The sequence below is a fragment of the Pedobacter sp. GR22-6 genome, from assembly GCF_037402555.1.
Taxonomy (GTDB): Bacteria; Bacteroidota; Bacteroidia; order Sphingobacteriales; family Sphingobacteriaceae; genus Pedobacter.
The window spans coordinates 893,509-918,437 of sequence record NZ_JBBEUC010000003.1 but is presented as its reverse complement, the minus strand read 5'-3'; the positions used below and the strand labels follow the sequence as shown (position 1 = coordinate 918,437).

Below are 24,929 nucleotides of genomic sequence, written 5' to 3'. Positions count from 1 at the left end.
CTTACCCGTACTTCTGGCGTGTCCCGGCCAGTCCGCTGGTATTCGTGACCACCACACCGGCCAATTTGCCTTGCAAGGCCTGTTCCAGTGTATTTACCCCATTCAGGTATAATTCTTTTGCATTGATGGTAGCCGTAGATCCCACCATATCTGTCTTTTTCAGGATCTGGTAACCAGTATTCACCACCACTTCCTCCAGCTCTACTGTTTTCTCTTTCAGCACCACCTGGACATTGCTCTTCCCGTTCAGCTTTAGTTCAAAGGTCTCTTTAGTCAGGTAGCTAAAAACGAGTGTCGCATTTTCATCCACCTCAGCCAGGATAAAACTTCCGACCTGGTTGGTGCTGGTCGCCTTATCGGTGCCCTTCACACGTACCGTTACACCCGGCAGTACATTTCCATAGGAATCGGACACTTTCCCGGTCACGGTAATGGTATTGAAAAAAGCACTGATCCTTTCCATTGCAGATCTTTCTTTTTCCTTTACTATGATGGTCTTTTCGTCCAGCGTATACTCAAAAGGCTGGCCTTCAAAACAAAGCCTTAACGTTTGGTCTATAGAAGCATTGCTCACGCGTATGTTCACGGGCTTTGCTTTCTTCATCAGTTTGATGTCGAATACGAAATCATATCCGCTCTGCTTGCGTATTTCAAGAAACACACGTTCCAGGGGTACGTTACTTTGGTTCAGCGTAATCCTTTGGGCGTAAGTAGCAGCACTTACTTGCATGATTGCAGTGATTATTATTACAGTGGTGATGCGCATAATCAGCAGAAATTTATGGATCCAACCGGAATGCATACCGGTTCGTCTGGTATAAAATTTATACATTTGTTTGTGGTTTGTTCAGTTGATATGAATGACAAGTTGATTTGAATTGGCAAGCCATAATCATTAAGCCAGGAGTGTTGGTCCACTTCTGGCCTTTTTTTAAAGGCCTGCTGGAATGAAGTAAAATTTATCTCATTACAGTCACCCTCCTTCCTTCCACCTTGAAGTGGACTTTACCGGTTAATTCCATTACTTTTAAAACAGCGATCAGGTTTTTATCACGGGAAACCAGTCCCCCTAACGTCAGGTCGGCAGGTGCCGTTTCATCAAAAACCACCTCCACATCATACCAGCGTGCGATTTTACGCATGGTAGATTGAAAATCTTCATCCTTCAGGTTCATTTCACCCCGCTGCCAATCGATGGCCGATGCAGCATCCACCTGATCTACGCGGATTTGTCCTTCCACTATGTGCGACTGCTGTCCGGGTTTCAGCACAGCCTGCTTACCATCCGGATAGCTGATGCCCACTGAGCCCTGCAAAAGCGTGGTCTTCACAGCAGCTTCATCAGCATAGGCATTCAGGTTGAAGTGTGTGCCCAGTACACGGAGCAACTGTTTGCCGCTCTGCACATAAAAAGGCTGTGCATCCCGGTGCGCCACCTCGAAATAGCCTTCTCCATCCAGTGTCACACGCCGCTCCGCAGCTTGCGCAAAATTGACAGGGAAACGCAAAGAAGAAGCCGCATTCAGGTAAACAAGGGTACCATCGGCCAGCAACACCTCATAGTGCCCGCCTCTGGGGGTACTGATCGTATTGTAGCCATCACCAGATGCTCCTCTAGCAATCTGGTAGCGCAACTGCCCCTTAGCAGTTTTACTGATCAGCAGGCCCGATTCTGCAGCAACTGTCCCCTCAAGGGAATCCGTAAGCAGGATCTTCTTACCGTTGGCCAGGGTCAGATAAGCCTGGTCCTTACCCGGAGCCACATCATTTTTATATTCAGAAGCGTAACGGCCAAAAATATTCAGGTGTTCATTGCTGTAATACAAGGCAACAGAGAAGATTAGGAACAAAGCTGCGGCCGACCAATATTTCAACACATTGCCACTGAATAAAGGCATCCGTTTGATTTCCGGACGCATTACATTGGTACTTATGGATTCGTCCAGTCTCGACAGAATCGCGCGGACCTGTGGCAGCGCGGCATAGCGCTCATCCAGGTCCTCCAGTTCATTTCTGATCATCCCGCTTAAAACAGGATCTGGCGCTGTCTGCTCAAAATGCTGCAAAAGTTCCTGCAATTCCTGCAAATTACAGGCATTGTCCAGATACTTTTGATAAAGCTTCGATATGTATGTAGATTTTTCCAAGTTCTCTTTTATGCCAATACGTGTGAAAAGAAAAAACTACTTAGTCCAATTTGAAAAAAAAGAAGAAATTAATTTATAATTCCTATAATTGATTAAAATTGATCCATTAAACCCCTTTTTAGCAACAAATGGATCACAGCGGGTAAGAATTAAATGATCAATCAGAACTTCCAGGAGATAGAACTCACTCTTTTATTAAAGAAGGGAGATAAAAATGCTTTTGCGAAGTTATATGATCTTTATAAACAACCCCTCACTGCCAATTTATTTAAATTACTAAAATCAGAAGAGCTCACTTTCGATATACTTCAGGACCTATTCCTGAAAATCTGGGAGAATAGGGAACAGATCGACCCTGACAAATCTTTTCGTGCTTATCTTTTCCGCATTGCGGAGAATATGGTCTATGATTATTACCGGAGGGCTGCCCGCGATTCCAAAATGCAGCTCGACATCATGCAGACCAGTACCGAAATCTATTCCTACATAGAAGAAGATCTGCTGATCAGAGAAAACTCTGCCCTGCTCCGGGAAGCTGTTGCGCTGATGCCTCCCCAGCGCAGGCAGGTTTTTACCTTGTGTAAACTGGAAGGAAAGTCTTATAAAGAAGTTGAACAGCTCATGGGGATCAACCCCAAGACCATCAACAGCCACCTGTTCCAGGCCAGCAAATTTCTCAAAGCGCATTTCAATAAAAATTCAGGCCTATCTGCTATTGTATTTCTGAGTACCATGTTTAAGAATCTGTGAAATAAAATCTGCTAGAAATCAACCCTTAATTCCTGTAATCCTACAAGTCGGCACGTCTGCCAGGAACTACATAAGGGGAAAATTTCCAGGCAATATACCCCAATTGCGCACAGGCTTCCGACACCACACGCTCTACTGCAGCAGGCACATCATTAACGATCTTCCAGCGAACGGTATACTTGCTGTTGTAGCTCACGTAAATCACCACATCTTCAAATAAAGGTTCCAGAGATTCCAGGTCCCTCAAATGGGTTTCCTGCAAATCTTTCGCTAAACGGATCAGTCTTTCGTCCATGACCCTGGTTAAAGGAGGGGCAGGACTGGCATGCGGCTCTATGATGGGGACTACGGTTACGGTCATCTTACAAGTATAATGCTACAAATATTAGCAAATATATTAAAAGTACAATAACTATTTTCAAATATGGGTCATACTGATGTTAAATTAAATCCAAAGAATAATTCTATCTTTATTCAAAAATGTAAATCATGAAACGAGCGCTCTTCTTATTCTGCTGCATCCTGATCCCCCTGATCACCAATGCACAAACTTCAACCTACACCATTAGCGGAAAAATTACCCGTGCCAACGGCGAAGCCATCGCGGGCGTGACCGTCTTTATTGATGCCTCTAACCTGGTCACCGCTACCGACGATCAGGGCAATTACCGGTTTTCCGGACTTGCTTCAGGGACTTATACGCTCACCGCCAACATCATCGGCTATACGTCAGGAAAAGAAAACGTCATCGTCAACGACCAGGCGGGCATCTGGAGCCCCGTACTGCAGGAAAAATCAATCCAGCTGGCTACAGTGAACATTGGCAAAAGCAAAAATCAGGATGAATTCCTGAAACTTTTCAGAAAATACTTCATGGGCGACTCTGAAAATGCAAAGGCCTGTAAGATCCTGAATCCGGAAGTATTGAATTTTAGTACCAACAAATTATCACTGGAGGCAACTACTGATGATTTTCTGCTGATCGAAAATGTAAATCTGGGTTATCAGCTGAAATATCTGCTCCGCAAGTTTACCTGTAACGATGCCACCGATGTGACATTCTATGAAGGAGAATGCCTCTTTGAGCCCCTAAAGGGTACGGCAGAACAACAGCAGCGCTGGACAAACAACCGTAAAAAGGCCTATGTGGGTTCTATGATGCATTACCTTCGGGCGCTATATGTCAACCGCACCCGGGAAGAGGGATTCCTTACCTATGCCATGCAGAATGTCCTGCCCCCTGTCATGATCAGCCCTAACCCGGTAGCCACCCAACAGATCGTCAGGCGCGTCGACAGCAATTTCATTGCGCTTACCTATACAAAACGGCTTTATGTCGTCTACGACAAAAAAAAGGCGGAGGATACTCCTAAGTTGAGCAACCGTGACAGCGAGGTAAGGGAACTGGAAAAAATGGGTTCCATCCTGATGCTCAATGCCCAGATAGACAACAGGGGCAAATATTCGGATCAGCAAAAGTTACTGATCCAGGGCTTCTGGGGCAAGAAAAGAATTGGCGATCAGTTGCCTTTTGACTACACGCCAGACAGCAACTGAGGGGCTAACCCTTTAACCTGGCCTTTAATCTGCCCAGGCCAAAGCCCCCCTGGTAAGCTTGTTTGATCTGGTCCAACCTTCCTGTGCGGACCAGATAAGTAATGAGTATGGCGATCAGCATGATGTGCTATTTAACCAGGCCGGCAAAACGCTGGTAGAAAGCAGTCGGACTATTTTCATGCTTAGGTTCGTACTTACCGGCAATGATCGGCAGGTAGATGACCCTGCGGCGGCTTTCTTCCCCGATCACCGAAGATTGCGCCACACGGTGCCACAAACGTCCGTCATGAATGGTCAGATCTCCCGCCTTTGGCGTAATGGCAATTTCATCGCGGTCGGCTTTGTTGTCCAGGAAATACTTTTTGCGGAAGAGCATCTGGTAAATGCTCTGTTTATGCGTGCCCGGCAGCACCCTCAGTCCCCCATTCTCCGGCTGCAAAGTACTCAGATGGATGCCAACATTCAGCATCGGATTCAGCTTCTGTCCATGAAAAATATCCCTTAATCCATCAGTATGCCAGCCCATCTGGGTGAATTTACTAGCTGCGCCATTTACGTAATGGTTCAGTACCATACCGTCTTTTTCTTCGGTGCCGAGCCTCGCACCTGGACCAATGAGGTTCAGCAATACCTCAAAACGGGGATCACGGGGCAGTTCAGCGAACAGGTCATGGTGCTGGTTGATGAAGGCAAAACGTTGTACGATCGCACTGCCATCAAGGTCTTTACCATATTTTACGGGAATGCCATTGACCTTCACACGCTGTTCGGCCAGCCATTTTTGCTCTACCTGACGGGAAGCTTTAATGATGTCATTCACCGTATCTTCATTGATGAAATCGCTGAAATGAATAAATCCGTTGCGGTCAAAAAAAGCTTGTTGTTCTTCAGTTATGGTGTTGCCAAGGGTAAATTTGCGATAAGTTGTGCTCATGTTGTTGAAATTTTGAAATGGGAAAATGAATGGATAAGATGCCAGGCTCCGCAGGACAGTGTGAGGCTTGGAAATTGATCAGGAAATGATTCTGGGATCAACAACAACAGCAACATCCTGGCCCTTGGAGCAAGGGCATTCGCATCATGGATGCAGCGGATATGTTTCTGTGTTTCTTCATTTTAATAAAGACTACTAAATCAGTAGACATTGCAAATGTAGGAAAATATTTGATAAGCCAAATATTTTTAAAAATAAATTGAAAGATTTTTTTATTTCTTGTACAAACCTGCACTAACGCGTTCTACCAGGGCTTTAGGAAGATGACCTGCCGCGAAAGCACTGATCCGGTTGAGGAAGCCGGTAATGACCTCGTTCTTCTTCCTGAACATGCCCTTAATGGCAATGGCCGCCACTTCATCGGGATCCATGTTGAATTTTGCGGCGAGATCGGCAAAATCGTCCAGCCCTGCCCTGCTGGCGAAGCCGGTATCGGTAGGGCCTGGAGAAACGCAGCTGACGGAAACAGGACTCGATTTCAGTTCAAAATGCAAGGCTCTGCTGAAGGAAAGGATAAAGGATTTACTGGCTGCATAAATGCCCAGTCCAGGCATCGCCTGGTAAGCGGCCGTACTGGCCACATTCAGGATATAGCTTTGCCTTTGCTGTTTGAGCACGGGAAGCAGCTGGTGCGTAAGGCTGATGACGGCCTCTATATTTAGCCGGATCATATTCAGTTGCCCTTCCAGCGGAAGGCTGTCGAAATCCCCAAACAGTCCGTAACCGGCATTATTGACCAGTATACTCAATGCTTTCGTATGACTGTCGGCCCAGTCCGCAACTTCCTGACTTGCGCCGGACAAGGAGAGGTCTATAGCCAGAAATTCGACATTCAGCCGATGCACCTGTTTAATGGTTTCAGCTAATTCCTTCAATTCGGACTCCGAACGGGCCACCAATAAGAGGTGGTAGCCCCGGGCAGCGAGGTTCAGGGCAACAGACCTTCCAATTCCTTTACTTGCACCGGTAATTAAAGCATATTCATTCATAGCAGGGTTTTTGCTTGGCTAATGTAAGGTATTCTCTCTAACTTTATCTAATGATGAACATTTTCCAGCAAGCACTGAGCCTGAAAGCCCGAAGCCGCGGCTTTCACCTGATCACGACCGAAGTGGTACATGCCCTCCCGCAGATTGCAGAGCTCAAAACGGGCATCTGCCAGGTCTTCATACAGCATACTTCAGCTTCCCTGACCATCAATGAAAATGCCGATCCCACAGTGCGTGAGGATTTTGAAATGTACTTCAACAAGGCGGTGCCGGAAAATGACCCGGACTATGCGCATGACTACGAAGGGTCTGATGACATGCCCGCACATTTGAAGGCAGCTATGCTGGGCAGTTCTGTAATGATTCCCATCCGGAACGGAAAGCTTGCGCTGGGCACCTGGCAGGGCATCTACCTTTGCGAACACCGCAACTACGGTGCTGCAAGGCAGATCCTGATCACAGCCTGGGGCGCTTAATATTGGTTCGAAATTTGTTATTTTACCTGCATCACCACAAATACCCGATACATGAGTACAAAACCCTCCTTTTGGCAGCGCATAGGCGTTCAGGATTGGTTCCTGAGCAATAATGGGACGGCTGCATCTGCCAGTTTAAAACACCTGACCCCAAATGTGGTCTATAAATACATCATTGAAAAATTTGAAGCCTCTATGGCTGAACTTTCTTTTGCAGAACGGATCGTTTTTTATCATGAATACATCATTTGTCTGAACGCCGCGGATTACCGCGAATTCATGGACAATAAAAAGGGAATACTGGGACTCATTGCACAGGAATCGGTGAAAAGCTTTTATGAAATTTTAAACCAGAAAGTGGAGCAGGGCAAGAAAGCAGAGCCTTCGAGCAACAAATGGGTGTTTCGCTTCGTATCTCATCCGGATTATAAACCGGGAGATATCGGCTTCATCGGTAAACTGCTGCCCGACAATAACCAGAAGGAGGAGAACCTGAGGGTTACCTTCATCCCCCGCCAAACAGGAATGGCTCAGACTTTCGACATCAATAACGATGTCCTGAAGGATTTCATCTTTTATAGTGAAGGCTATTATGAAATCCCTTACGTAGACAACCTGAAATATGACCAAAAATCCAAAGCACATGCAGAGGATACCTTACTGGCACGTTTTGAGACGACAATACCCGACCGGGCCTATGTGGGACAGAAACTGGAATACCTGATGAAAGCTGCAGACATTACCGTATCGGGCAATGAAGAGACCCGGGAAGACAAACATATTTTTAAGATCCCTTCTGAATGGGTCAATACCCCCCACCTGAAAATACGCTACAACGATGCGGAGGAAAAATTTTACCTCGCATCCTTTGGGGAAAAAACCATTGTCAACGAAAACCTCGTGGAAAGAAGCGACATTACGGGGCCTAAATGGACAGAACTACCCGTAAATTCCAGGATCATCCTGAACGGAATCATTGGTGTAAACATATTTAAATCCTGATGTCACAGCTCCTGTCCATAGCATTACTGGTCCTGTGCGCTGCTTTATTGATCGCACATTTCAGAAACATCAAAAAATCGCCTAAATAGATGGAGAAGAATTATTTTGGATTGACCGATACCGGCAAAGTGAGGGACAACAATGAAGATACCTTCATTGCTGAATCCATTGCCGGGACAAACCTGATCATCGCCTGTGTGATCGATGGCGTAGGTGGGTATTCCGGGGGGGAAATCGCTTCCGGCATCGCCAGAAAAGCGATCCTCGAAGGCCTGAGCCGGCCCCGCGGAGAATTGTTTACGTTGATGAAAACGGCCATCATCGCTGCCGATGCACAGATCATGCAGGAAAAGCAGCGGGTAAAGGACTATGAAAGCATGGCCTGTGTGCTGACTCTTGCAGTGATAGATCTGGACAGGAACCAGTTCCACTACGCACATGTAGGTGACACCCGCCTGTACCTGATGCGCGACCATTCCCTGGTAAAGATCTCTAAAGACCAGAGTTTTGTAGGCTTCATGGAAGACAGTGGCCGTCTCACGGAAGAGCAGGCCATGAAACATCCCAAAAGGAATGAAATCAACAAGGCGCTGGGCTTCGGTGCACAGATCGCCAGCCAGGAAGATTATATCGAATTCGGATCTTCACCCTTCTTGCCAGCTGACCAGCTGCTGATCTGCAGCGACGGCCTGTCGGACATGGTGAACAAGCAGGAAATCAGCAGCATACTGCTAAAAGATGATTCCCTGGAACAAAAATCAGCCTCATTGATCCAGGCGGCCAACCGCAATGGTGGCCTCGACAACATCACTGTGGTACTGGTAAAGAACAACAATGCCCCGCTGCTGCACGAGGCAACGAAGCCACAGCTGAAAAGCGACAATAAAAAAACCAGCAAGGTACCCCTGCGGGAAAATCCAGTGGCTGTAAAACAGGAGAATGCCCCTGCGCAACTGGTCATCAAGGAGATCCGGCATGAGCAAAAAAGCAATAAAGGGATCGTCCGTTTCCTGGTGCTGATCTGCCTCGGCTTGCTAGCGCTCTGCATTTACCTCTTTTGGAGGAATACAGAACAGCAGGGCAAACTGACTCAGCAGCCACTGAATGCCGATAACACACCGCGCAATGCGCAAGAGATCAGGCTGCAGGACACCCTGAACAACTTAAAGGGAAATATCCTGATCATCAGCGACTCCCTGTTTACCTCGCCCATCCTCCTGACAGAGGAACTGGTTTTCAACAGGGATACGGTCTTCATCAAATCGAAAAAAGAGCTTGTTATCCGGGCCGACTCCACTTTCAAAGGAAATGCCATCGTCGTTAAGCCTGCAGGAAAATACATCTTCCTGGAAAACCTGACCTTCGAAAATTTCAGTACGGCCATCTCGGCACATAACAATGAACTGGTGCTGAAAAATGTGCAGTTCAGGGACTGTGCAAATGCCATCAGCAGCGACTACCCTTTCCCACAGGGAAAATTCATCAACGGAAAAATATCCAGAAATACATTTAAGACAGATTCCATACCTACACCATAAATGATAAAAACACGCTTTTTTATTTTCCTGATCACGCTGGTACTGGGAGCTTTGTTCTTCACCTTGTACAATCAACTGCAAAAGGGTTTTGCTGATGTGGAGGAACGGCTGGACAACGGAACAATGGTGAACCTGAACAGTAAGAATCCTGGAAAGCTCATCAAACGCTTGCTGGAAAAGGGCTATTATTTTGAGGATAAGGTCGACATCGCCTTCATCGAAAAGATCGTGAGCTCCGGGGTCAGGAATTTTCCCGCCGCAATCGATAACATCGGCGAACTGAACAAGCGCAATTTCTTTGCAGAGGCCGACCTTGCTGATGCTTCCGGAGGTCAGAATTTCCGAAAGCGGGTTGCCGATTCCCGCGCCTTGCTTGGCTATAGCGGCGAAGATGCCGAGCTTTTTAAAGCGGAAAGGACAAATCCCAAAGCCTTCCCGGCGAGTGTAGACCTCCATTCGGGGAACTACCAAATCAGCGGAAAGGTGGTAAATCAGCAGCAACAGCCGGTTGCGGGGGTATTGCTCAAATTACAAATGATCCTGCCACAGGACAGCGCCTATGCGGAGAATGAAGCTGCTTTTACCGAGGACGATCAATTGATCAAAAAGAGAGGTCTGCTGGCTTATGCACGTACGGGCTCCGATGGGGCTTATGCCTTTATCAACCTGCCACAGGATAGGGCATTTTCAGTGCTGCCTCTGCAGCCCGGTTTTCAGTTTGGCCGTTCCCAGGGCATTCAGGAGCTGACCGCCAATACGGAGTTCAATTTTAAACAAAGCCCGCATACGATCCGGCTCTTTTCTGCCCGTGATTTCAAGATCCTGAAAAAGGAAAAATCCCTGATCGTCAGAACTCCCGAAGAATACAACCGCTGGTACTGGATCATTGTGGCTTGCTTTTTTGCCGGTTTCTTTTTGGTCCAGGCCCTCATCAGCCTGAAATTCCCACAAGCAGATCCACTAATTCTCCCGGTCATCATGCTGATGACGGGTTTCTCCTTCCTGACTTTACTGAGCTTGCAGGATCCCTTAAGGGACCGTTTCCTTGCCAGGGATTCCCTCATCTTCTATGGCATGGGTATTCTGGGCATTATCATTCTGCTCTTCGTCAAGTTCCGGAAGCTGACCGTAGATTCGGCTTTCTACAGGATGCTCATACTGAGCCGCAGCGCCGGTGGTAAGTCTAATGGCTGGCAATGGGCAGGAATGGCATTGGCACTATTGGGCCTCACCATCGTATTCGGAACCGGCCCGGAGGGCAGTGGCGTCAAAGTCAACCTTTTTGGGGTACAGCCCAGTGAGATCGTAAAATATGCGATCATTCTTTTCCTGGCGGGTTTCTTTGCCAGCAACGAACGCTTCATCGCGGAATACCGCAGCTGGCAAAAACGCTGGTATTTTTTCTCCTTTGCACTGATAGCCATGGGGGCAGCCATCCTTATGTACCTCGTCCTGGGCGACCTGGGTCCTGCGATGGTGGTCTGTTTTACCTTTATCATTCTATTTTCTTTTTCCAGGGGCGATTTTGGATTAATGCTCCTGGCCATCCTGATCTATACCCTAACGGTTTGGTTCCTCAACATCTGGATCGCGAGCCTGCTCACGGTAGTATTGGTGGTACTGGCCATGATCTATAAAAAACAAACCAGCGAATCTGGCATCATGGTGATCCTGGTAATGGCAGGCTTCCTGCTCATCGACCAGATCCCTTACCTCGACCGCCTCATTCCTGGTCCGGTGAATCGACTGACGGAACGCAAATCCATCTGGCAAGACCCCTGGAACAACGAAGTTTACGGCGGCGACCAGGTAGCCAATGGCATCTGGGCCATGTCAAGCGGTGGCATCAGCGGTCAGGGTGTCGGTGAAGGTTTTGCAAAGACCATTCCGGAGGCCCATACCGATATGATCCTTCCTGCCATTGGCGAAGAGTTCGGCTGGGCGGGCATCATTGGCATTTTCATCTTATTCCTGATCTTCCTGAACAGGGCCATCACCATCGGGCGGCAGACCGGTACTCCTTTCCTTTTTTACCTCTGTTCCGGAATCGGGATCAGTATGTTCGTACAGTTCCTGCTCATCGCCGGGGGATCTACGGGTGCCCTGCCCCTCTCCGGTGTGGCGCTGCCTTTCATCAGTTATGGAGGTTCTTCCCTGGTGGCCAATATGCTGGCCGCAGGCATACTGCTTTCTGTTTCTCTGATTCGCGGCACCCCCTTACAAATGGAATTCATCACCAAACAACAGGATAAGAACCTGGTTCCGGCCTTATTGTCGGCCAGTGTAGCTGTACTCCTGCTGAGCATTACGGTATCCAGATACATCGCCAACAATAAGAAATGGGTGGTACAGCCGGCATTGGTGGCCGACCGCAGCGGACTCCGGATGTTCAGCTACAATCCCCGCATCCCGATCCTGATGAATAAACTGGAAGCCGGTCAGCTCTACGACCGGAAAGGCAGGATTCTGGCCACCAGCAACCCGGAACTGGTGCGGAAGCAGGGAAAACTATTGCGTGCCTCGGGAGCCGAATATAACCTGGACTCAGCTATGCACAAAAGGGTAGACCGTTATTATCCTTATGAAGAACAGACTTTTTTCTGGACCGGAGATGCCAATTCAGGTGTCTTCAACGGAAGTACCAACGGATATTTTGCAGAATACGAACATGCTGCAGAGCTGCGGGGTTTCCAGACACCAACAGTTGCCTTAAACACCAAAGCCAGCCGCTACCAGGAAAACCGCTTCCTGCCCAGGGGTGTAAAAGAGATGACAGTCAGCAGAAAAGATTATGCTGCATTGGCACCACTACTGCTCGCCGGCATCAATAGCGAAGAAGTACAGGCATTTAAAAAACGTAACCGGGACATCAGGCTCACGATTGATGCCCAGCTGCAGTCGAGCATACAACATTCCATGGCCATGGACGATTCCCTAAAGAAAAGCCGTGTATGTGTAGTGATCATGGAAGACAATACCGGAGATGTGCTGAGTTCGGCGGTATATCCCCTGCCCCCGCTGAAAGATTGGGAGCAACTGACCATGAGCACGGCGGAGCAAAATAAACTATCGGGCTGGCTGACAACCAGTGACCTGGGCTTTACCTATGCTACCCAACCAGGATCTACGGCCAAACTCGCGACCACCATGGCTGCTTTCAACAAGCTGGGACTGGCTGCTGCACAGCAGACCTATCCGGTAAGCATGGCCGAACGGATCCGGACCAAGGGGATAGAACCCGATGAGACCGGCATCATCACGCTGGAAAAAGCGGTAGTAAAATCTAATAACGTGTATTTCATCAAACTGGCCAATCAGCAGCACCTGCAGGAAGAGATGACCGACGTATACCTCAAGAGCGGCATGTTCCTGAGGGGTGTAGGCGGTTATTATTACGAGCATCCAAAGAACAATGCGAAGCAGGAGGAAAAATGGAAAGAACTCTGGCGCAGGACGGAGTTCCGTACCAAACCGGCATACGATCCGGCAAGGATCCGGCGTACCCGGGCCAAAGGTATCTCCGGTATGTCATGGGGACAAGGCGAATTGATCGCCAGCCCGGCATCTGTAGCCCGAATGGTTGCGGGTATTGCCAATAAGGGAACGATCATCGGCAACCGCTATGTCCTGAAAGTCAGTGATTCCCTGACGAAGATCAATCCGGGCATCAAGCTGGCCAATGATCCGCAATATGCGGCTTTGATGACCGACTACATGCTAAAGCAAAGTGCGGGAAAAGCCTATACCCTGGGCATTACAGTAGCTGGCAAGACCGGTACACCGGAACGGATCTGGAAAGACGAACGGATCAACGACGGCTGGTATGTGTTCTTTGCACCAAAAGCCTCAGGTCCCGGACACGTAGTGGTCTGTATCCGGATTGAAAAAACACGCGGTTCCAGTAAGGCCGTATTGCTGGCCGGACAGCATGTGATCCCGGCCCTGCTCAAACTGGGTTATATTAAAGATTTTAAAACGGAGAAGAAATTAATTCAATAGCTATGTTCAACCTTTTTAATAAAAATACACCGGAAAAACCCCAGGATGTAAAAGCCATCAGGGAAGCATTGATCGTGTTCATCAAACAGGAACTGCAAAAAATGGAAGGTGGCGAAGGGAAGCACATCAAAGGTTTCCAGCTGTACCTCGCCTGCAGACCTGAAGAACGCTATATGTACGAATCTGCCGTCTTTATGGAAGAAGAAGACCGCTTCAAAAATGAAGTGCAGCGCATTGCCGATGATTTTGCCATAGACCTGCCGGAGCATTGGAGCCTCGAACTCCTGTTTGCAGAAGAACTTCCAGCCAATGCCATCAAAGTTCCACAGCTGGATGCAGGACTGACCATCAAAACGCCAGAACATGTGCCGGTACAGAAATCGGACAAGGCTTACATCAGGGTGCTGAACGGCGAAGCTGAACAAGCCTTATACGAGCTGAAAGCTGGTCCGGGCCGTGTCAATATCGGCCGGGAAAGGCAAGCACAGGATGGGGAAGGCTTCATGCGGGAAAATGACATTGCTTTCCCCAGCGACAGCACAAATGCCTGTAATAAATACATCAGCAGACAACATGCCCATATTGAATGGAACAATGAAACGGATTCTTTTCTCCTTTTTGCAGATGACGGAGGGGTGCCTCCGCGCAATAAGGTAAAAATCCGTTCGCTAGGGGAACATAATCCCGTGAAACTGACGTTTACCGAACTGGGGCACCATTTACAGGAAGGCGATCAGATCATCCTGGGCGAATCGGCAGTATTGGAATTCAGTTTCAGGAAGGAAGAAAAATAATGGCTAAAGTTTTTACAATAACAGAAGGACTGGAGAACATGGGTGCCCTGAGTACGGGAGGCCAGGGTTCGGTGTACAAAGGCAAACGCATGGGTGCGGTACTTTCTGCAGTAAAATTATTGCCGACGCCCATCTATGCAGAGAATTCGGAAGACAAGAACTTCCGGGATTTCCAGAATGAGGTCGACAAGCTGAAAAAGGTCAATGAGAAACCTTGTCCGAATGTGGTCAAGATTCTCAACTCGGGGCTGACAGAAAGCGGATCCCTCCCCTTCATCGAGATGGAGTACATTGAGGGGCCTGATCTGGAAGCTTTGCTCATGCCACCCCATTCGGCGATATTTACGATCCGCGAAACCATCAAACTGGCGGAACACCTGGCGCATGCGCTTTCGCATTGTCACCAGGTTGGCGTAAAGCATGGCGACATCAAAAGCAATAATGTCAAATACAACGAAGCCACCGGCAACTATGTTCTACTGGATTTTGGACTGGCCGTCATGTCCGATGAACAGCGCCGGTCGAGCCTCCGTCATGCCGGCGCCGTAGAATTTATGGCTCCGGAGCAGCACAACGGCGAGATGAGTTTTCAGTCCGACATTTACAGCTATGGCATCATTCTCTATGAACTGCTGGCGGGCAGTGTACCCTTCCCCCTGATCAATAAAAATGAAACTTCCCGCAATATGGTCATGTTGTCGCACCTCGAAAAACAGGTACCCGATGTGATGGAACTGAGGAAGAACCATTTGCCGGTCAACTGGAGCGATGAGCAACGGAACCGGGAACTTAAAGTGCCCACCTGGCTGTTGGTGATCATTTCCAAATGTCTGGAGAAAAACCCGGAAGACCGTTATGCCGATGGCATGGAGCTCTATGAGGCCGTGTGCAGCAATAATGAAGGCTTACTGAGTAACGAAGAAGTGTCACTGGCGGTCCATGCCCTGCAAAATGAAAACGAAACGCTGCGCAGGCAGTTGAGTAATTACAAACGCCTGGCGAAGCCGCAGGTACTGGTCTTTGGAGTGCTTTTGCTGCTCGCTGCTATTGCAGCTTTTGTGATGAACCGTTCCAGTGAAAACAGGAATGAGGCCGCGGTGTTAAAAGATAGCATCACCAAAACAGACAGCACAGCAGTACAGCCAATGGCGAAGCCCAAACCGCAGCAAAAGCCAGCGAAAAAAAATATAAAGACAAAAGACGGATTAGTGGATGATGTGCCGTATTTTTAAACCACAATTGACAGTATTATGAGCAAAGTATTTACCATAACAGAAGGATTGGAAAACATGGGAGCCCTGAAAACCGGTGGACAGGGTTCTGTTTACAAAGGTAAGCGTATGGGCCCGATCATCACTGCGGTAAAGATTTTACCTACACCAATCCATACTGAAAATGCAGAAGACCGCAGCCTGAGGAATTTCACGAATGAAGTAGAGAAACTGAAAAAGGTAAATGAGGTCCCTAACCCCAATGTCGTCAAGATCCTGAATTCGGGCCTCACCGAAAGTGGCTCCTTCCCTTTCATAGAGATGCAGTACATCGAAGGCCCCGACCTGGAAGAACTACTGAAAGCGCCACATGCCCCTATATTTACCCTCAGGGAAACCATAAAGCTCGCTGAGCAACTGGCAAATGCCCTGGCACATTGCCACAGGGTGGGTGTGAAGCATGGCGACATCAAAAGCAATAATGTCAAATTCAATACCGATACAGGCAATTATATCCTGCTGGATTTCGGACTGGCCATCATGTCGGACGAGCAGCGCCGGAGCAGCATCAGACATGCCGGTGCAGTAGAATTCATGGCCCCGGAACAGCATGACGGAGAGATGTTCTTTCAGACCGATGTCTACAGTTTTGGCGTGATCCTCTATGAACTCCTGGCCGGAACGGTGCCTTTTCCAATGACAAGTAAGGGCGAGACTGCCCGCAACAATGTGATGCTGGCACATATGGAAAAACCTGTACCAGATTTGCTGGAACAGCGAAAGCTGCATCTACCCGAAGCCTGGCCTGAGCTGGTCAGGTCCCGGGAAATGAATGTACCCGCCTGGTTGCTCCGCATCATTGACAAATGTTTAGAGAAGTCCCCTGAAAAACGCTTTGCAAATGGAGAGGAGCTCCAGGAAGCATTTATGCACCATGGCACGGAACAGATCCTGGCTGCCCCCGCGCCTGTCGCGGCACCGCTACCAACGGCCCCGCCAGCCGCAAATCCGGATGTGGTCCAGGTAGCCAAGCCCTGGTTTTATGTGATGATCTTGTCGCTGCTGGCACTGACGCTCTATGCGGCCTATGCGACCATCATGAACAACTCAGAACAAAAGCAGGTCATCTATGCAGATACCCCCATCGTGAATGGTCCGGATACTACAGCAGCAGTGGAAACACCCGTGACCGATACCACAACGATCAAGCCCGTTGAGCTGGATACCGCTGCGGTAAGGGAAACCAATACAGACAGCCTGCAGAAAGAATTTGAACGCCAGATGCAAAGCAGTGCCCAGCCCCCTGCTCCTCCCGCAAACACGAACAAGACGACCGAACCCTTCATTTTTAGCGACGGAAAAAAATACCAGCTTCCAAAGGGTGCCCTGAATTTCTATGAAATGCCAGACGCCTCAGCATCAAAACGGTCGATCCTGGGTTTGTGGACCAATGCAAAGTTCAAACAGGTAGACGAACAAAACGGATTCATTTACGTGACACATACCAATAACGATGGTGAAACGACCAAAGGCTGGTTAAAAATATCAGACCTTAAAGAATTGCCTTAAAGTTTTCGCAGCTCAGCCAAAAAGCGTGCTTTTATCGCCTGGGATAAAGGATTAGATGCTTTTTCCTGCATGCGTTCCGGATGCCATTGCACACCTAGCATAAAGCCCCTCTGGGCTTTGTGCTTGAATTCAATCGCTTCTGCAATGCGGTCCTGACTCTCAGACCAGGCGCTGATCATCAGACTGTCGGCCAGTAGCCCGGGATCTACCGCCTGGTGGTGCGCACTATTGACGCTTCCGCTTCGCAGTCCCGTAATTTCCTGCAACAATGTACCCGGCTCAAGGGATATTCCATGCTGCTTGTCCTGTACCAACCGCCGGTGTGCAGCATTGGCGACACCCAGATCGTCCAGCAATTTTCCACCCTCCAGGATGTTGATGTACTGCATGCCACGGCAAATCCCCAGCAAGGGCAAGCGCTGCTCCTGGCTATACAGATAGAACGCTCTTTCAAACTCGTCCCGCTCCGGCAGGAATTCAGCCGGCATATTGGGATACTGATCTGCAGCACCCGAAATGGCGGGCAGGACATCTACGCCCCCTGTCAGTACGAAGCCTGCGCATCTCTGGAAATCTTCCTGATTGTTTTTGAGGTAAGATAAATTGATCAATTCCAGGTCATCCTGTAGTTCATCTGGTTCAAACCAATCCCAATAATTGCTGAAATTCGATTCGCTGTAACTGATGCCAATATATTTTTTCATTTTAATTCCCACTGTATCATGGAGTTTGCAATAAATTGCATTTTTTTTTATTTTCTTAAAACTATTCGGCAATATGGCGCGTTATATATGCGGTTTGTTTGGTTTAGGTTGATCTGTGGTGGATCAACCATCTATAAAACAGGGATAGCTTATATTTAAGTCTATCCCTGTTCCTTTTTTAAGCCACCGCCTCTTTTTCCTTAGTCAGGTAATATACCGGTATCCCGATCAGCATAATGAGCACGCCCCAGCCGCAGGTCTCCAATTTATAAACAAGCAGACCGATACAAAGCGCAGTAGCCAGAATGATGTAAAGTGCAGGAAGAAAAGGATAGCCAAAAGCCCGGTAAGGACGTTCGGCATCCGGCATTTTCTTCCTCAGGATAAAAATCCCGTAAATCGTCAGGATATAGAAGATCATCACAATGATCACCACAAAATCCAGCAATGCACCATATTGACCGGTCAGGCACAATGCCGAAGCCCAGACTCCCTGCGCCCAGAGCGCCCAGCCCGGAACATCAGAGGCGTTGAGCACCGATGCTTTTTTGAAAAACAGTCCATCCTTGGCCATGGTATAATAGACCCTGGCGCCCGCCATGATCAGGCCATTGTTGCAGGCGAAAGTGGAGATCATGATCATCACCGCGATGATGATGGTACCGGCCTCCCCAAATATATATTGTGCAGCTACTACAGCCACCCGGTCCGATTTTGCAGTGGTGATTGTATCCAGGGGAAGTACAGCCACGTACATCAGGTTGGCCAGGATATAGATGACACTCACGATAAACGTACCCAGGAATAAGCTCAGCCCTACATTGCGCTGTGGGTTTTTGATTTCACCAGCGATGAAGGTTACCCCGGCCCAGGCATCACTGGAAAACAGCGAACCTACCATGGCTGCGCAGATTCCGGAAAGCAGCAGGCTCCCGCTGATGGGGCTCCAGCTTTTGGTGTCCAGGCTGAAAGATCGGGTCTCCCAGGCATTCGTCCAGTTGGCATCCCAGACCTCGGCTTTCGCAGCGAGGGTAAAGCCAAAGACGATGAGACCAAACAAAGAGAGTATCTTGATGATGGTCAGTATCGTTTGCAGTACTTTGCTATCCTTGACCCCCCTGCTATTGATGTAAGTGAGCAGTACAATGGTGACGATGGAAACCAGCTGTGCGGCATTCAGTTCAAAGCTCCCGATGGTATACAAAATGTTTTCGTTGCTGAAAGGCTCATATAAATAAGCGGCAAACTTTGAAAAGGCCACCCCTACGGCGGCGATAGTCCCCGTCTGGATCACCGCAAATAAACTCCATCCGTAAAGAAATGCGATCAGCTTGTTATAGGCCTCTTTGAGGTATACGTATTGTCCGCCGGCCTTTGGGAACATGGCACTGAGTTCGCCATAGCTCACTGCCGCGATGACGGTGATCACTGCGGTCAGCACCCAGATCAGGATCAGCCAGCCTGCAGAGCCCACCTGACGGGCAATATCGGCACTTACAATAAAAATTCCGGAGCCGATCATGGATCCCACGACCAGCATGGTTCCGTCTAACAGACCTAACTCCCTCTTGAATGAGCCGTCTTCCATTTCTTCTTTCATCTGATGATTTCTTTTTAGTTTGGTTGGTGGTTTTTATCGCCCAATAAAGTTTTGCTTCGGGCATGCTAAGATATTTAAAAAAAAACTATATTACATCCAGTTAACAAACCAAGTATAAACTAAAATATCACTAAACGACAAATTATTCTATGGAGTTTTTACAGAACAACTTGATCTACACTATTCCTGCCCTGGGTTTAGTTGGCCTGATCGTTATGGCCATCAAGAGCGCCTGGGTGAACAAGCAGGATGCGGGCGACAAAAACATGCAGGAACTTGCCGGCTATATTGCCGATGGTGCCATGGCCTTCTTAAAAGCAGAATGGAGGGTACTGAGCATCTTTGTTCTTTTCGCTGGTGCTTTACTGGCCTATTCCGGTACCATTCATGAAATCAACGGGAAACCGATCCATTCGAGCTGGATCATTGCAGTCTCCTTTGTCATCGGCGCGGTGTTTTCTGCTACTGCAGGATATATCGGGATGAAATCGGCGACTAAGGCCAATGTACGGACCACACAAGCAGCAAGAACCAGCCTGAAGCAGGCACTGAAAGTATCTTTTACCGGTGGAACCGTGATGGGTCTGGGCGTTGCCGGCCTTGCGGTACTCGGTCTGGGTGGCTTATTTATTGTATTCCTGAACCACTTCAATGTGATCGGACCTAACGGTGCAGATCCCATTCATATGAAAACTGCCATTGAAGTGCTGACCGGATTTTCACTCGGTGCAGAATCCATTGCACTTTTTGCCCGTGTAGGCGGGGGTATCTATACCAAAGCAGCGGATGTAGGTGCCGACCTGGTTGGAAAAGTAGAAGCAGGGATTCCGGAAGATGATGTCAGAAATCCCGCCACGATTGCCGACAACGTTGGTGACAATGTGGGAGATGTGGCAGGTATGGGTGCCGATCTTTTCGGATCTTATGTAGCCACCATTCTGGCCACCATGGTATTGGGCCAGGAGATCACCGTCACCGATAAATTTGGGGGCATGTCGCCGATATTGCTGCCAATGGTCATCTGTGGACTGGGCATCCTGTTTTCCATTGTAGGTACCTGGTTCGTGACCATTAAAGATGAAAACTCCAATGTACAAAATGCGCTGAACCTGGGAAACTGGTCATCCATTCTGATCACAGGCGTCGCTTCTTACTTTATCGTGATGTGGATGCTGCCGCCAACACTCAACCTGCGTGGTTATGAGTTCTCCAGCATCAATGTCTTTTATGCGATCATTGTCGGTCTGGTCGTAGGTACCATCATGAGTATCGTCACCGAATATTATACGGCCATGGGCAAAGCACCGGTAAATTCCATCATCCAGCAATCCTCTACGGGACATGCCACCAACATCATCGCCGGCTTATCCGTGGGTATGAAATCGACTGTTGTGCCGATTCTGGTACTGGCTGGGGGCATCATGGCTTCCTATTATTTTGCAGGGCTGTATGGCGTGGCCATCGCAGCGGCAGGTATGATGGCAACAACAGCCATGCAACTGGCCATAGATGCCTTTGGGCCTATTGCCGACAATGCAGGCGGGATAGCCGAAATGAGCCAGTTGCCACCTGAAGTGCGGGAAAGAACAGATAACCTAGATGCCGTAGGTAATACCACAGCAGCTACAGGGAAAGGCTTTGCCATCGCTTCTGCAGCATTGACTTCATTGGCCCTGTTTGCAGCATTCGTAGGTATAGCCGGAATTTCTGCCATTGATATTTACAAAGCACCCGTACTCGCAGGTCTGTTCGTTGGGGGAATGATTCCCTTTGTATTCTCTGCACTGTGCATCCAGGCGGTAGGTAAAGCGGCCATGGACATGGTACAGGAAGTACGCCGGCAGTTCAGGGAAATCCCTGGCATCATGGAATACAAGGCAAAACCTGAATACGAAAAATGCGTAGCGATCTCTACCAAGGCTTCCATTCGCGAGATGATGATGCCAGGTGCAATCGCCCTGATCACACCAGTGGTGGTTGGTTTCATCTTTGGTCCGGAAGTACTGGGCGGACTTTTGGCGGGCGTAACCGTAACTGGTGTATTGATGGGGATATTCCAGAGCAATGCCGGTGGCGCCTGGGACAATGCCAAGAAATCCTTTGAAAAAGGTGTAGAGATCAACGGCGAGATGTACTACAAAAAATCGGAGCCACACAAAGCTTCTGTAACCGGAGATACCGTAGGCGATCCATTCAAAGATACTTCAGGCCCCTCTATGAACATCCTGATCAAACTGATGTCGATAGTTTCGCTGGTCATCGCACCCTACATCGCCGTGTCTTCAGACCAAATGGTCTCCAGAACTCCCATTAGCATCAATGGAATGAACATTACCGCCACTTCAGATTCCAATTCTGTCGAAGTGACGGTAAATACCGACTCATTGAGACAGAAACTGGAGCGAGGGAACTCGGCTTTGCAGGCAGAAATGCAAAAACACGTAGATTCTCTGCAAAAAGAACTCGATAAACAGATCGATAAGCAGATGAAGGCCGTGGAAAATGAAAATTAATTAGAATTGTTACTTGTAAAAGGGGTTTTTGAAAAAGAATCCCTTTTACTTTTAGATATATTTTATTTAGGTTTGGCTTTTAAAATCACAAAATTAAGCGACACTATAGATACACTTTAACTAAACTTTAAATTATGAATTTTAGAAAGTCAATTGACTTACTTACAAAGGAAGCTTCGGAAAGCGGAGAGGGCACGCTACAGCGGACCCTTGGGCCCGTCAACCTCGTTGCTTTGGGTATTGGTGCCATCATCGGTGCGGGACTCTTCTCCATCACCGGCTCTGCTGCTGCCAATAACGCCGGACCGGCGATCACCATTTCCTTTATCATTGCCGCAGTAGGCTGTGCCTTTGCAGGCTTGTGCTATGCAGAGTTTGCATCCATGATCCCTGTAGCAGGCAGTGCCTATACTTATTCTTACGCCACCATGGGCGAATTCGTAGCCTGGATCATCGGCTGGGATCTCGTACTGGAGTATGCTGTTGGTGCCGCCACTGTATCTATCAGCTGGAGCAGGTACCTCGTCAAATTCCTCCAGTATTTCGACATTCACCTCTCGCCGGAGGTCACCATGTCTCCATTCGACAGCGTTACCCTTGCCGACGGATCCATTGTTTCCGGAATGTTTAACCTTCCTGCCGTATTTATCGTTGTACTCATGTCGCTGGTACTGATCAAAGGCACTAAGGAATCTGCACTCATCAACGGAGTGATCGTGGCTGTGAAAGTGGTCATTGTGATCATATTCATTTTGCTGGGCTGGCAATACATCAATAACGACAACTTCCAGCCTTACATTCCAAATAATACCGGGACTTTCGGTGAGTATGGAATGTCAGGTGTAATCCGGGCTGCGGGGATCGTATTTTTTGCCTACATCGGCTTTGATGCGGTATCTACGGCAGCACAGGAAGCAAAAAACCCAAAAAGGGATATGCCGATCGGTATCCTGGTTTCCTTATTTATCTGTACCATTCTCTATATCCTTTTTGCACACGTCATGACAGGTGTGGCCAACTATGAGTTGTTCAAAGGTCAGGACGGAATTGCTCCGGTTGCGGTTGCGATTGACAATATGGGTGCTAAAGATGCTGCAGGTCTGGTTACTCCGGCTTATCCATGGCTGAACAAAGCGATCATCCTTGCGATCCTGGGCGGTTACGCTTCTGTGATCCTGGTGATGCTGCTCGGACAGTCCCGTGTGTTCTTCTCCATGAGTAAAGACGGCTTGTTGCCTAAAGTATTTTCAGATGTTCACTCCAAATTCAACACACCTGCCAAGAGCAATTTATTGTTCATGGTAATCGTGAGTTTGTTTGCTGCTTTCGTACCTGCGAGGGTCGTTGGTGAGATGACCAGTATCGGTACACTCTTCGCCTTCATCCTGGTTTGCATCGGAATCATCATCCTGAGGGTGCGCATGCCGGAACTGCCAAGAGCATTTAAAGTGCCTTTGGTACCACTGGTTCCGATCCTTGGTGTACTGGTTTGTTTAGGTATGATGGTATTCTTACCACTGGATACCTGGATCCGTCTCCTGGTATGGATGATCATCGGTATCAACGTTTACCTTTTCTACGGAATCAGAAACAGTCTTTTATCAGACAATAAACAGGCTACACTGACCAGGAGCACGAAAGTGGTTTCTTATGTCGGTTTGGTGCTGGCTATTTTACTGGTAGGTGTGGCCTTAATCCACCACAGCATCACCAATGGAGATGATGTAGGTCTGTATTACTTCTCATTGGCATTTGCCATCGCACACATTCTGCTGTACGCTTACCGCGCATCCAGTGCAAGTAGCATACAACCGAAATAAAATAACGAATACCTTTAAATCAAAAGCCCCCTTATGCGAAAGTATAAGGGGGCTTTTTGATGATAATGATGGCTATAATGAAGGCCGGAGTTTCAGGTGAAAGGGCACTTCGATGTGTTCATGGGAATTCTGGCGAACCAGATTCGCTGCGATACAGCCCATTTTCACAAAATCTGTAGAAATGGTGGTGATGCCACTCAGGATCACCCGCTTGATCGGCGATTCATTATAAGAAATGATGCCGACCTGCTTTCCGATCTCCAGCCCAAGCAATTGGATCCGCTCAATCAGGATCACCAAATCGTCTTCCTGGAGGTTGATGTAAGCCTCACCCGGGCTGATGGGTTCAGAGGCGATGCAGTGCACCAATTTATAAGTAAACGCATAGTGCTGACAGAAGCGGTAGAAACCGTCCAGTATTTCTTTCGGATAATAACTGTTTGGAGGGAACACCAGTTTCAGGGTATGGTATTTACTCAGGCAATCACAGGCCTCTTCTAAAGCCCGGTAGATGTCATTCTCAAAATCTTCGTATACACAGGCATAATCGCCCGTGATACCAGGGATGCGTTTATCCAAAATGATCAGTTTGTGCTTAGGAATGGTATTGATCACCTCATAGGCATGTTCTGTACCCTCGATAAAATGAGGGATGATCACAAAATGGGAATACCGGTCCTTCTTATCTGCCAGGAAATTCTTAAAAATCGTCAGGTCATTGTTATAGATGAACAGATCGGCTGCGACACCATCCCCCAGCTCCGCTAAGAAGGAATCGTACAAGATTTTCTTGTAGTGACTGAGCTTATTGAACAGTACACAGACCTTCAGTTGCTGCTGCACCTGATTGTCTATAATGTAAAAGCCCCTTCCTGGTATAGACTCCAGTACCCCTTTGCGTTTCAGGTTCTTGTAAGCCTTCTCCACAGTATCCCTGGAAATTTCCAGGACATTGCTGATGTCACAAATGGAAGGCAGGATGTCGTCCTTTTTGATGTAGCCAGACTCTATGGCCGACAGGATAGAATTGGTCAGCTGAATATACTTCGGTGTTGCCGAATACTCGTTAATTCGGATGTGATCGTAAGAATAGGTCAGTTTCATACAGTTATTTGGTTATCGGAGATTTCCGGAAGCTAGTTTATTAAGAAAAGCATAGAATAACAAACATTATCTATGCAATCGTTGCCGGAAAAAGGCGGAAAAATCAGTTAGATAACAAATGTTACATCGACATTTATTCTTATTTTCACTGCATCAAGCAGG

19 protein-coding genes are annotated in these 24,929 nt (G+C 48.1%); 11 read left to right on the top strand and 8 right to left on the bottom strand.

All coding sequences use genetic code 11. The features are described 5' to 3' along the window. Position 1: 1 nt before the first annotated feature. Positions 2-832 carry an STN domain-containing protein gene (locus WAE59_RS17835; RefSeq protein WP_337857322.1) on the bottom strand — a complete coding sequence of 277 codons (831 nt, stop codon included), beginning with the start codon at positions 830-832 and terminating at the stop codon, positions 2-4. A 127-nt stretch (positions 833-959) separates the two neighbouring features. Beyond that, on the bottom strand, positions 960-2,147 hold the full coding sequence (locus WAE59_RS17830) for a FecR family protein (RefSeq protein ID WP_337857321.1): 1,188 nt from the start codon (positions 2,145-2,147) through the stop codon (positions 960-962). 153 nt (positions 2,148-2,300) lie between these two features. On the opposite strand from WAE59_RS17830, the gene WAE59_RS17825 reads away from it, so the two are divergent. Next, positions 2,301-2,897, top strand: coding sequence for an RNA polymerase sigma factor (locus WAE59_RS17825; protein WP_337857320.1), 597 nt, complete (start codon positions 2,301-2,303; stop codon positions 2,895-2,897). A gap of 40 nt (positions 2,898-2,937) precedes the next feature. On the opposite strand, the gene WAE59_RS17820 is transcribed toward WAE59_RS17825, so the two are convergent. Continuing rightward, a complete protein-coding gene (locus WAE59_RS17820) occupies positions 2,938-3,258 on the bottom strand; it encodes a hypothetical protein (protein WP_337857319.1) in 321 nt (106 codons plus the stop codon). Between the two features lie 128 nt (positions 3,259-3,386). Between WAE59_RS17820 and WAE59_RS17815 the strand changes: the two genes are divergently transcribed. Continuing rightward, positions 3,387-4,454: a carboxypeptidase-like regulatory domain-containing protein gene (locus WAE59_RS17815; RefSeq protein WP_337857318.1), complete on the top strand. Its 1,068-nt coding sequence runs from the start codon at positions 3,387-3,389 to the stop codon at positions 4,452-4,454. 127 nt (positions 4,455-4,581) lie between these two features. Here WAE59_RS17815 and WAE59_RS17810 read toward each other — a convergent pair whose 3' ends face one another. Then, positions 4,582-5,388: a phytanoyl-CoA dioxygenase family protein gene (locus WAE59_RS17810; protein ID WP_337857317.1), complete on the bottom strand. Its 807-nt coding sequence runs from the start codon at positions 5,386-5,388 to the stop codon at positions 4,582-4,584. A gap of 272 nt (positions 5,389-5,660) precedes the next feature. Continuing rightward, entirely contained in the window at positions 5,661-6,437 is a 777-nt protein-coding gene (locus WAE59_RS17805) for an SDR family NAD(P)-dependent oxidoreductase (RefSeq protein WP_337857316.1), read from the bottom strand. A gap of 53 nt (positions 6,438-6,490) precedes the next feature. Between WAE59_RS17805 and WAE59_RS17800 the strand changes: the two genes are divergently transcribed. From WAE59_RS17800 to WAE59_RS17770, 7 genes are all read left to right on the top strand, one after another. Then, positions 6,491-6,913, top strand: a complete 423-nt coding sequence (locus tag WAE59_RS17800; RefSeq protein WP_337857429.1) for a secondary thiamine-phosphate synthase enzyme YjbQ — start codon at positions 6,491-6,493, stop codon at positions 6,911-6,913. 51 nt (positions 6,914-6,964) lie between these two features. Beyond that, entirely contained in the window at positions 6,965-7,915 is a 951-nt protein-coding gene (locus WAE59_RS17795; RefSeq protein ID WP_337857315.1) for a hypothetical protein, read from the top strand. An 89-nt stretch (positions 7,916-8,004) separates the two neighbouring features. Beyond that, positions 8,005-9,453: a protein phosphatase 2C domain-containing protein gene (locus WAE59_RS17790; RefSeq protein WP_337857314.1), complete on the top strand. Its 1,449-nt coding sequence runs from the start codon at positions 8,005-8,007 to the stop codon at positions 9,451-9,453. Then, a complete protein-coding gene (locus tag WAE59_RS17785; RefSeq protein ID WP_337857313.1) occupies positions 9,454-13,452 on the top strand; it encodes an FtsW/RodA/SpoVE family cell cycle protein in 3,999 nt (1,332 codons plus the stop codon). Between the two features lie 2 nt (positions 13,453-13,454). Continuing rightward, positions 13,455-14,246 carry an FHA domain-containing protein gene (locus WAE59_RS17780; RefSeq protein WP_337857312.1) on the top strand — a complete coding sequence of 264 codons (792 nt, stop codon included), beginning with the start codon at positions 13,455-13,457 and terminating at the stop codon, positions 14,244-14,246. Next, positions 14,246-15,478: a serine/threonine protein kinase gene (locus WAE59_RS17775; RefSeq protein WP_337857311.1), complete on the top strand. Its 1,233-nt coding sequence runs from the start codon at positions 14,246-14,248 to the stop codon at positions 15,476-15,478. Before WAE59_RS17780 ends, WAE59_RS17775 begins: the two co-directional genes overlap by 1 nt. 18 nt (positions 15,479-15,496) lie before the next feature. Then, entirely contained in the window at positions 15,497-17,026 is a 1,530-nt protein-coding gene (locus WAE59_RS17770) for a serine/threonine protein kinase (RefSeq protein WP_337857310.1), read from the top strand. Here WAE59_RS17770 and WAE59_RS17765 read toward each other — a convergent pair. Together WAE59_RS17765 and WAE59_RS17760 are read right to left on the bottom strand one after the other, a co-directional pair. Beyond that, entirely contained in the window at positions 17,023-17,730 is a 708-nt protein-coding gene (locus tag WAE59_RS17765; RefSeq protein ID WP_337857309.1) for a gamma-glutamyl-gamma-aminobutyrate hydrolase family protein, read from the bottom strand. The genes WAE59_RS17770 and WAE59_RS17765 overlap by 4 nt on opposite strands. A gap of 178 nt (positions 17,731-17,908) precedes the next feature. Further along, positions 17,909-19,330 carry an APC family permease gene (locus tag WAE59_RS17760; protein WP_337857308.1) on the bottom strand — a complete coding sequence of 474 codons (1,422 nt, stop codon included), beginning with the start codon at positions 19,328-19,330 and terminating at the stop codon, positions 17,909-17,911. A 149-nt stretch (positions 19,331-19,479) separates the two neighbouring features. Between WAE59_RS17760 and WAE59_RS17755 the strand changes: the two genes are divergently transcribed. After that, a complete protein-coding gene (locus WAE59_RS17755) occupies positions 19,480-21,843 on the top strand; it encodes a sodium-translocating pyrophosphatase (protein WP_337857307.1) in 2,364 nt (787 codons plus the stop codon). Positions 21,844-21,977: 134 nt separating this feature from the next. Continuing rightward, complete coding sequence (locus tag WAE59_RS17750; RefSeq protein ID WP_337857306.1) at positions 21,978-23,663, top strand: amino acid permease; 1,686 nt, start codon at positions 21,978-21,980, stop codon at positions 23,661-23,663. 72 nt (positions 23,664-23,735) lie between these two features. On the opposite strand, the gene WAE59_RS17745 is transcribed toward WAE59_RS17750, so the two are convergent. Next, positions 23,736-24,767 (bottom strand): GntR family transcriptional regulator, encoded by a 1,032-nt coding sequence (locus WAE59_RS17745; protein WP_337857305.1) that lies wholly within the window; start codon positions 24,765-24,767, stop codon positions 23,736-23,738. Positions 24,768-24,929: the final 162 nt, after the last annotated feature.

What these genes read in the sequence shown, in the direction of transcription:
- WAE59_RS17835 (WP_337857322.1), bottom strand. Translation starts at nt 832, where the DNA reads ATGTATAAATTTTATACCAGACGAACCGGTATGCATTCCGGTTGGATC.
- WAE59_RS17825 (WP_337857320.1), top strand. Translation starts at nt 2,301, where the DNA reads ATGATCAATCAGAACTTCCAGGAGATAGAACTCACTCTTTTATTAAAG.
- WAE59_RS17820 (WP_337857319.1), bottom strand. Translation starts at nt 3,258, where the DNA reads ATGACCGTAACCGTAGTCCCCATCATAGAGCCGCATGCCAGTCCTGCC.
- WAE59_RS17815 (WP_337857318.1), top strand. Translation starts at nt 3,387, where the DNA reads ATGAAACGAGCGCTCTTCTTATTCTGCTGCATCCTGATCCCCCTGATC.
- WAE59_RS17810 (WP_337857317.1), bottom strand. Translation starts at nt 5,388, where the DNA reads ATGAGCACAACTTATCGCAAATTTACCCTTGGCAACACCATAACTGAA.
- WAE59_RS17805 (WP_337857316.1), bottom strand. Translation starts at nt 6,437, where the DNA reads ATGAATGAATATGCTTTAATTACCGGTGCAAGTAAAGGAATTGGAAGG.
- WAE59_RS17800 (WP_337857429.1), top strand. Translation starts at nt 6,491, where the DNA reads ATGAACATTTTCCAGCAAGCACTGAGCCTGAAAGCCCGAAGCCGCGGC.
- WAE59_RS17795 (WP_337857315.1), top strand. Translation starts at nt 6,965, where the DNA reads ATGAGTACAAAACCCTCCTTTTGGCAGCGCATAGGCGTTCAGGATTGG.
- WAE59_RS17790 (WP_337857314.1), top strand. Translation starts at nt 8,005, where the DNA reads ATGGAGAAGAATTATTTTGGATTGACCGATACCGGCAAAGTGAGGGAC.
- WAE59_RS17785 (WP_337857313.1), top strand. Translation starts at nt 9,454, where the DNA reads ATGATAAAAACACGCTTTTTTATTTTCCTGATCACGCTGGTACTGGGA.
- WAE59_RS17780 (WP_337857312.1), top strand. Translation starts at nt 13,455, where the DNA reads ATGTTCAACCTTTTTAATAAAAATACACCGGAAAAACCCCAGGATGTA.
- WAE59_RS17775 (WP_337857311.1), top strand. Translation starts at nt 14,246, where the DNA reads ATGGCTAAAGTTTTTACAATAACAGAAGGACTGGAGAACATGGGTGCC.
- WAE59_RS17770 (WP_337857310.1), top strand. Translation starts at nt 15,497, where the DNA reads ATGAGCAAAGTATTTACCATAACAGAAGGATTGGAAAACATGGGAGCC.
- WAE59_RS17765 (WP_337857309.1), bottom strand. Translation starts at nt 17,730, where the DNA reads ATGAAAAAATATATTGGCATCAGTTACAGCGAATCGAATTTCAGCAAT.
- WAE59_RS17760 (WP_337857308.1), bottom strand. Translation starts at nt 19,330, where the DNA reads ATGAAAGAAGAAATGGAAGACGGCTCATTCAAGAGGGAGTTAGGTCTG.
- WAE59_RS17755 (WP_337857307.1), top strand. Translation starts at nt 19,480, where the DNA reads ATGGAGTTTTTACAGAACAACTTGATCTACACTATTCCTGCCCTGGGT.
- WAE59_RS17750 (WP_337857306.1), top strand. Translation starts at nt 21,978, where the DNA reads ATGAATTTTAGAAAGTCAATTGACTTACTTACAAAGGAAGCTTCGGAA.
- WAE59_RS17745 (WP_337857305.1), bottom strand. Translation starts at nt 24,767, where the DNA reads ATGAAACTGACCTATTCTTACGATCACATCCGAATTAACGAGTATTCG.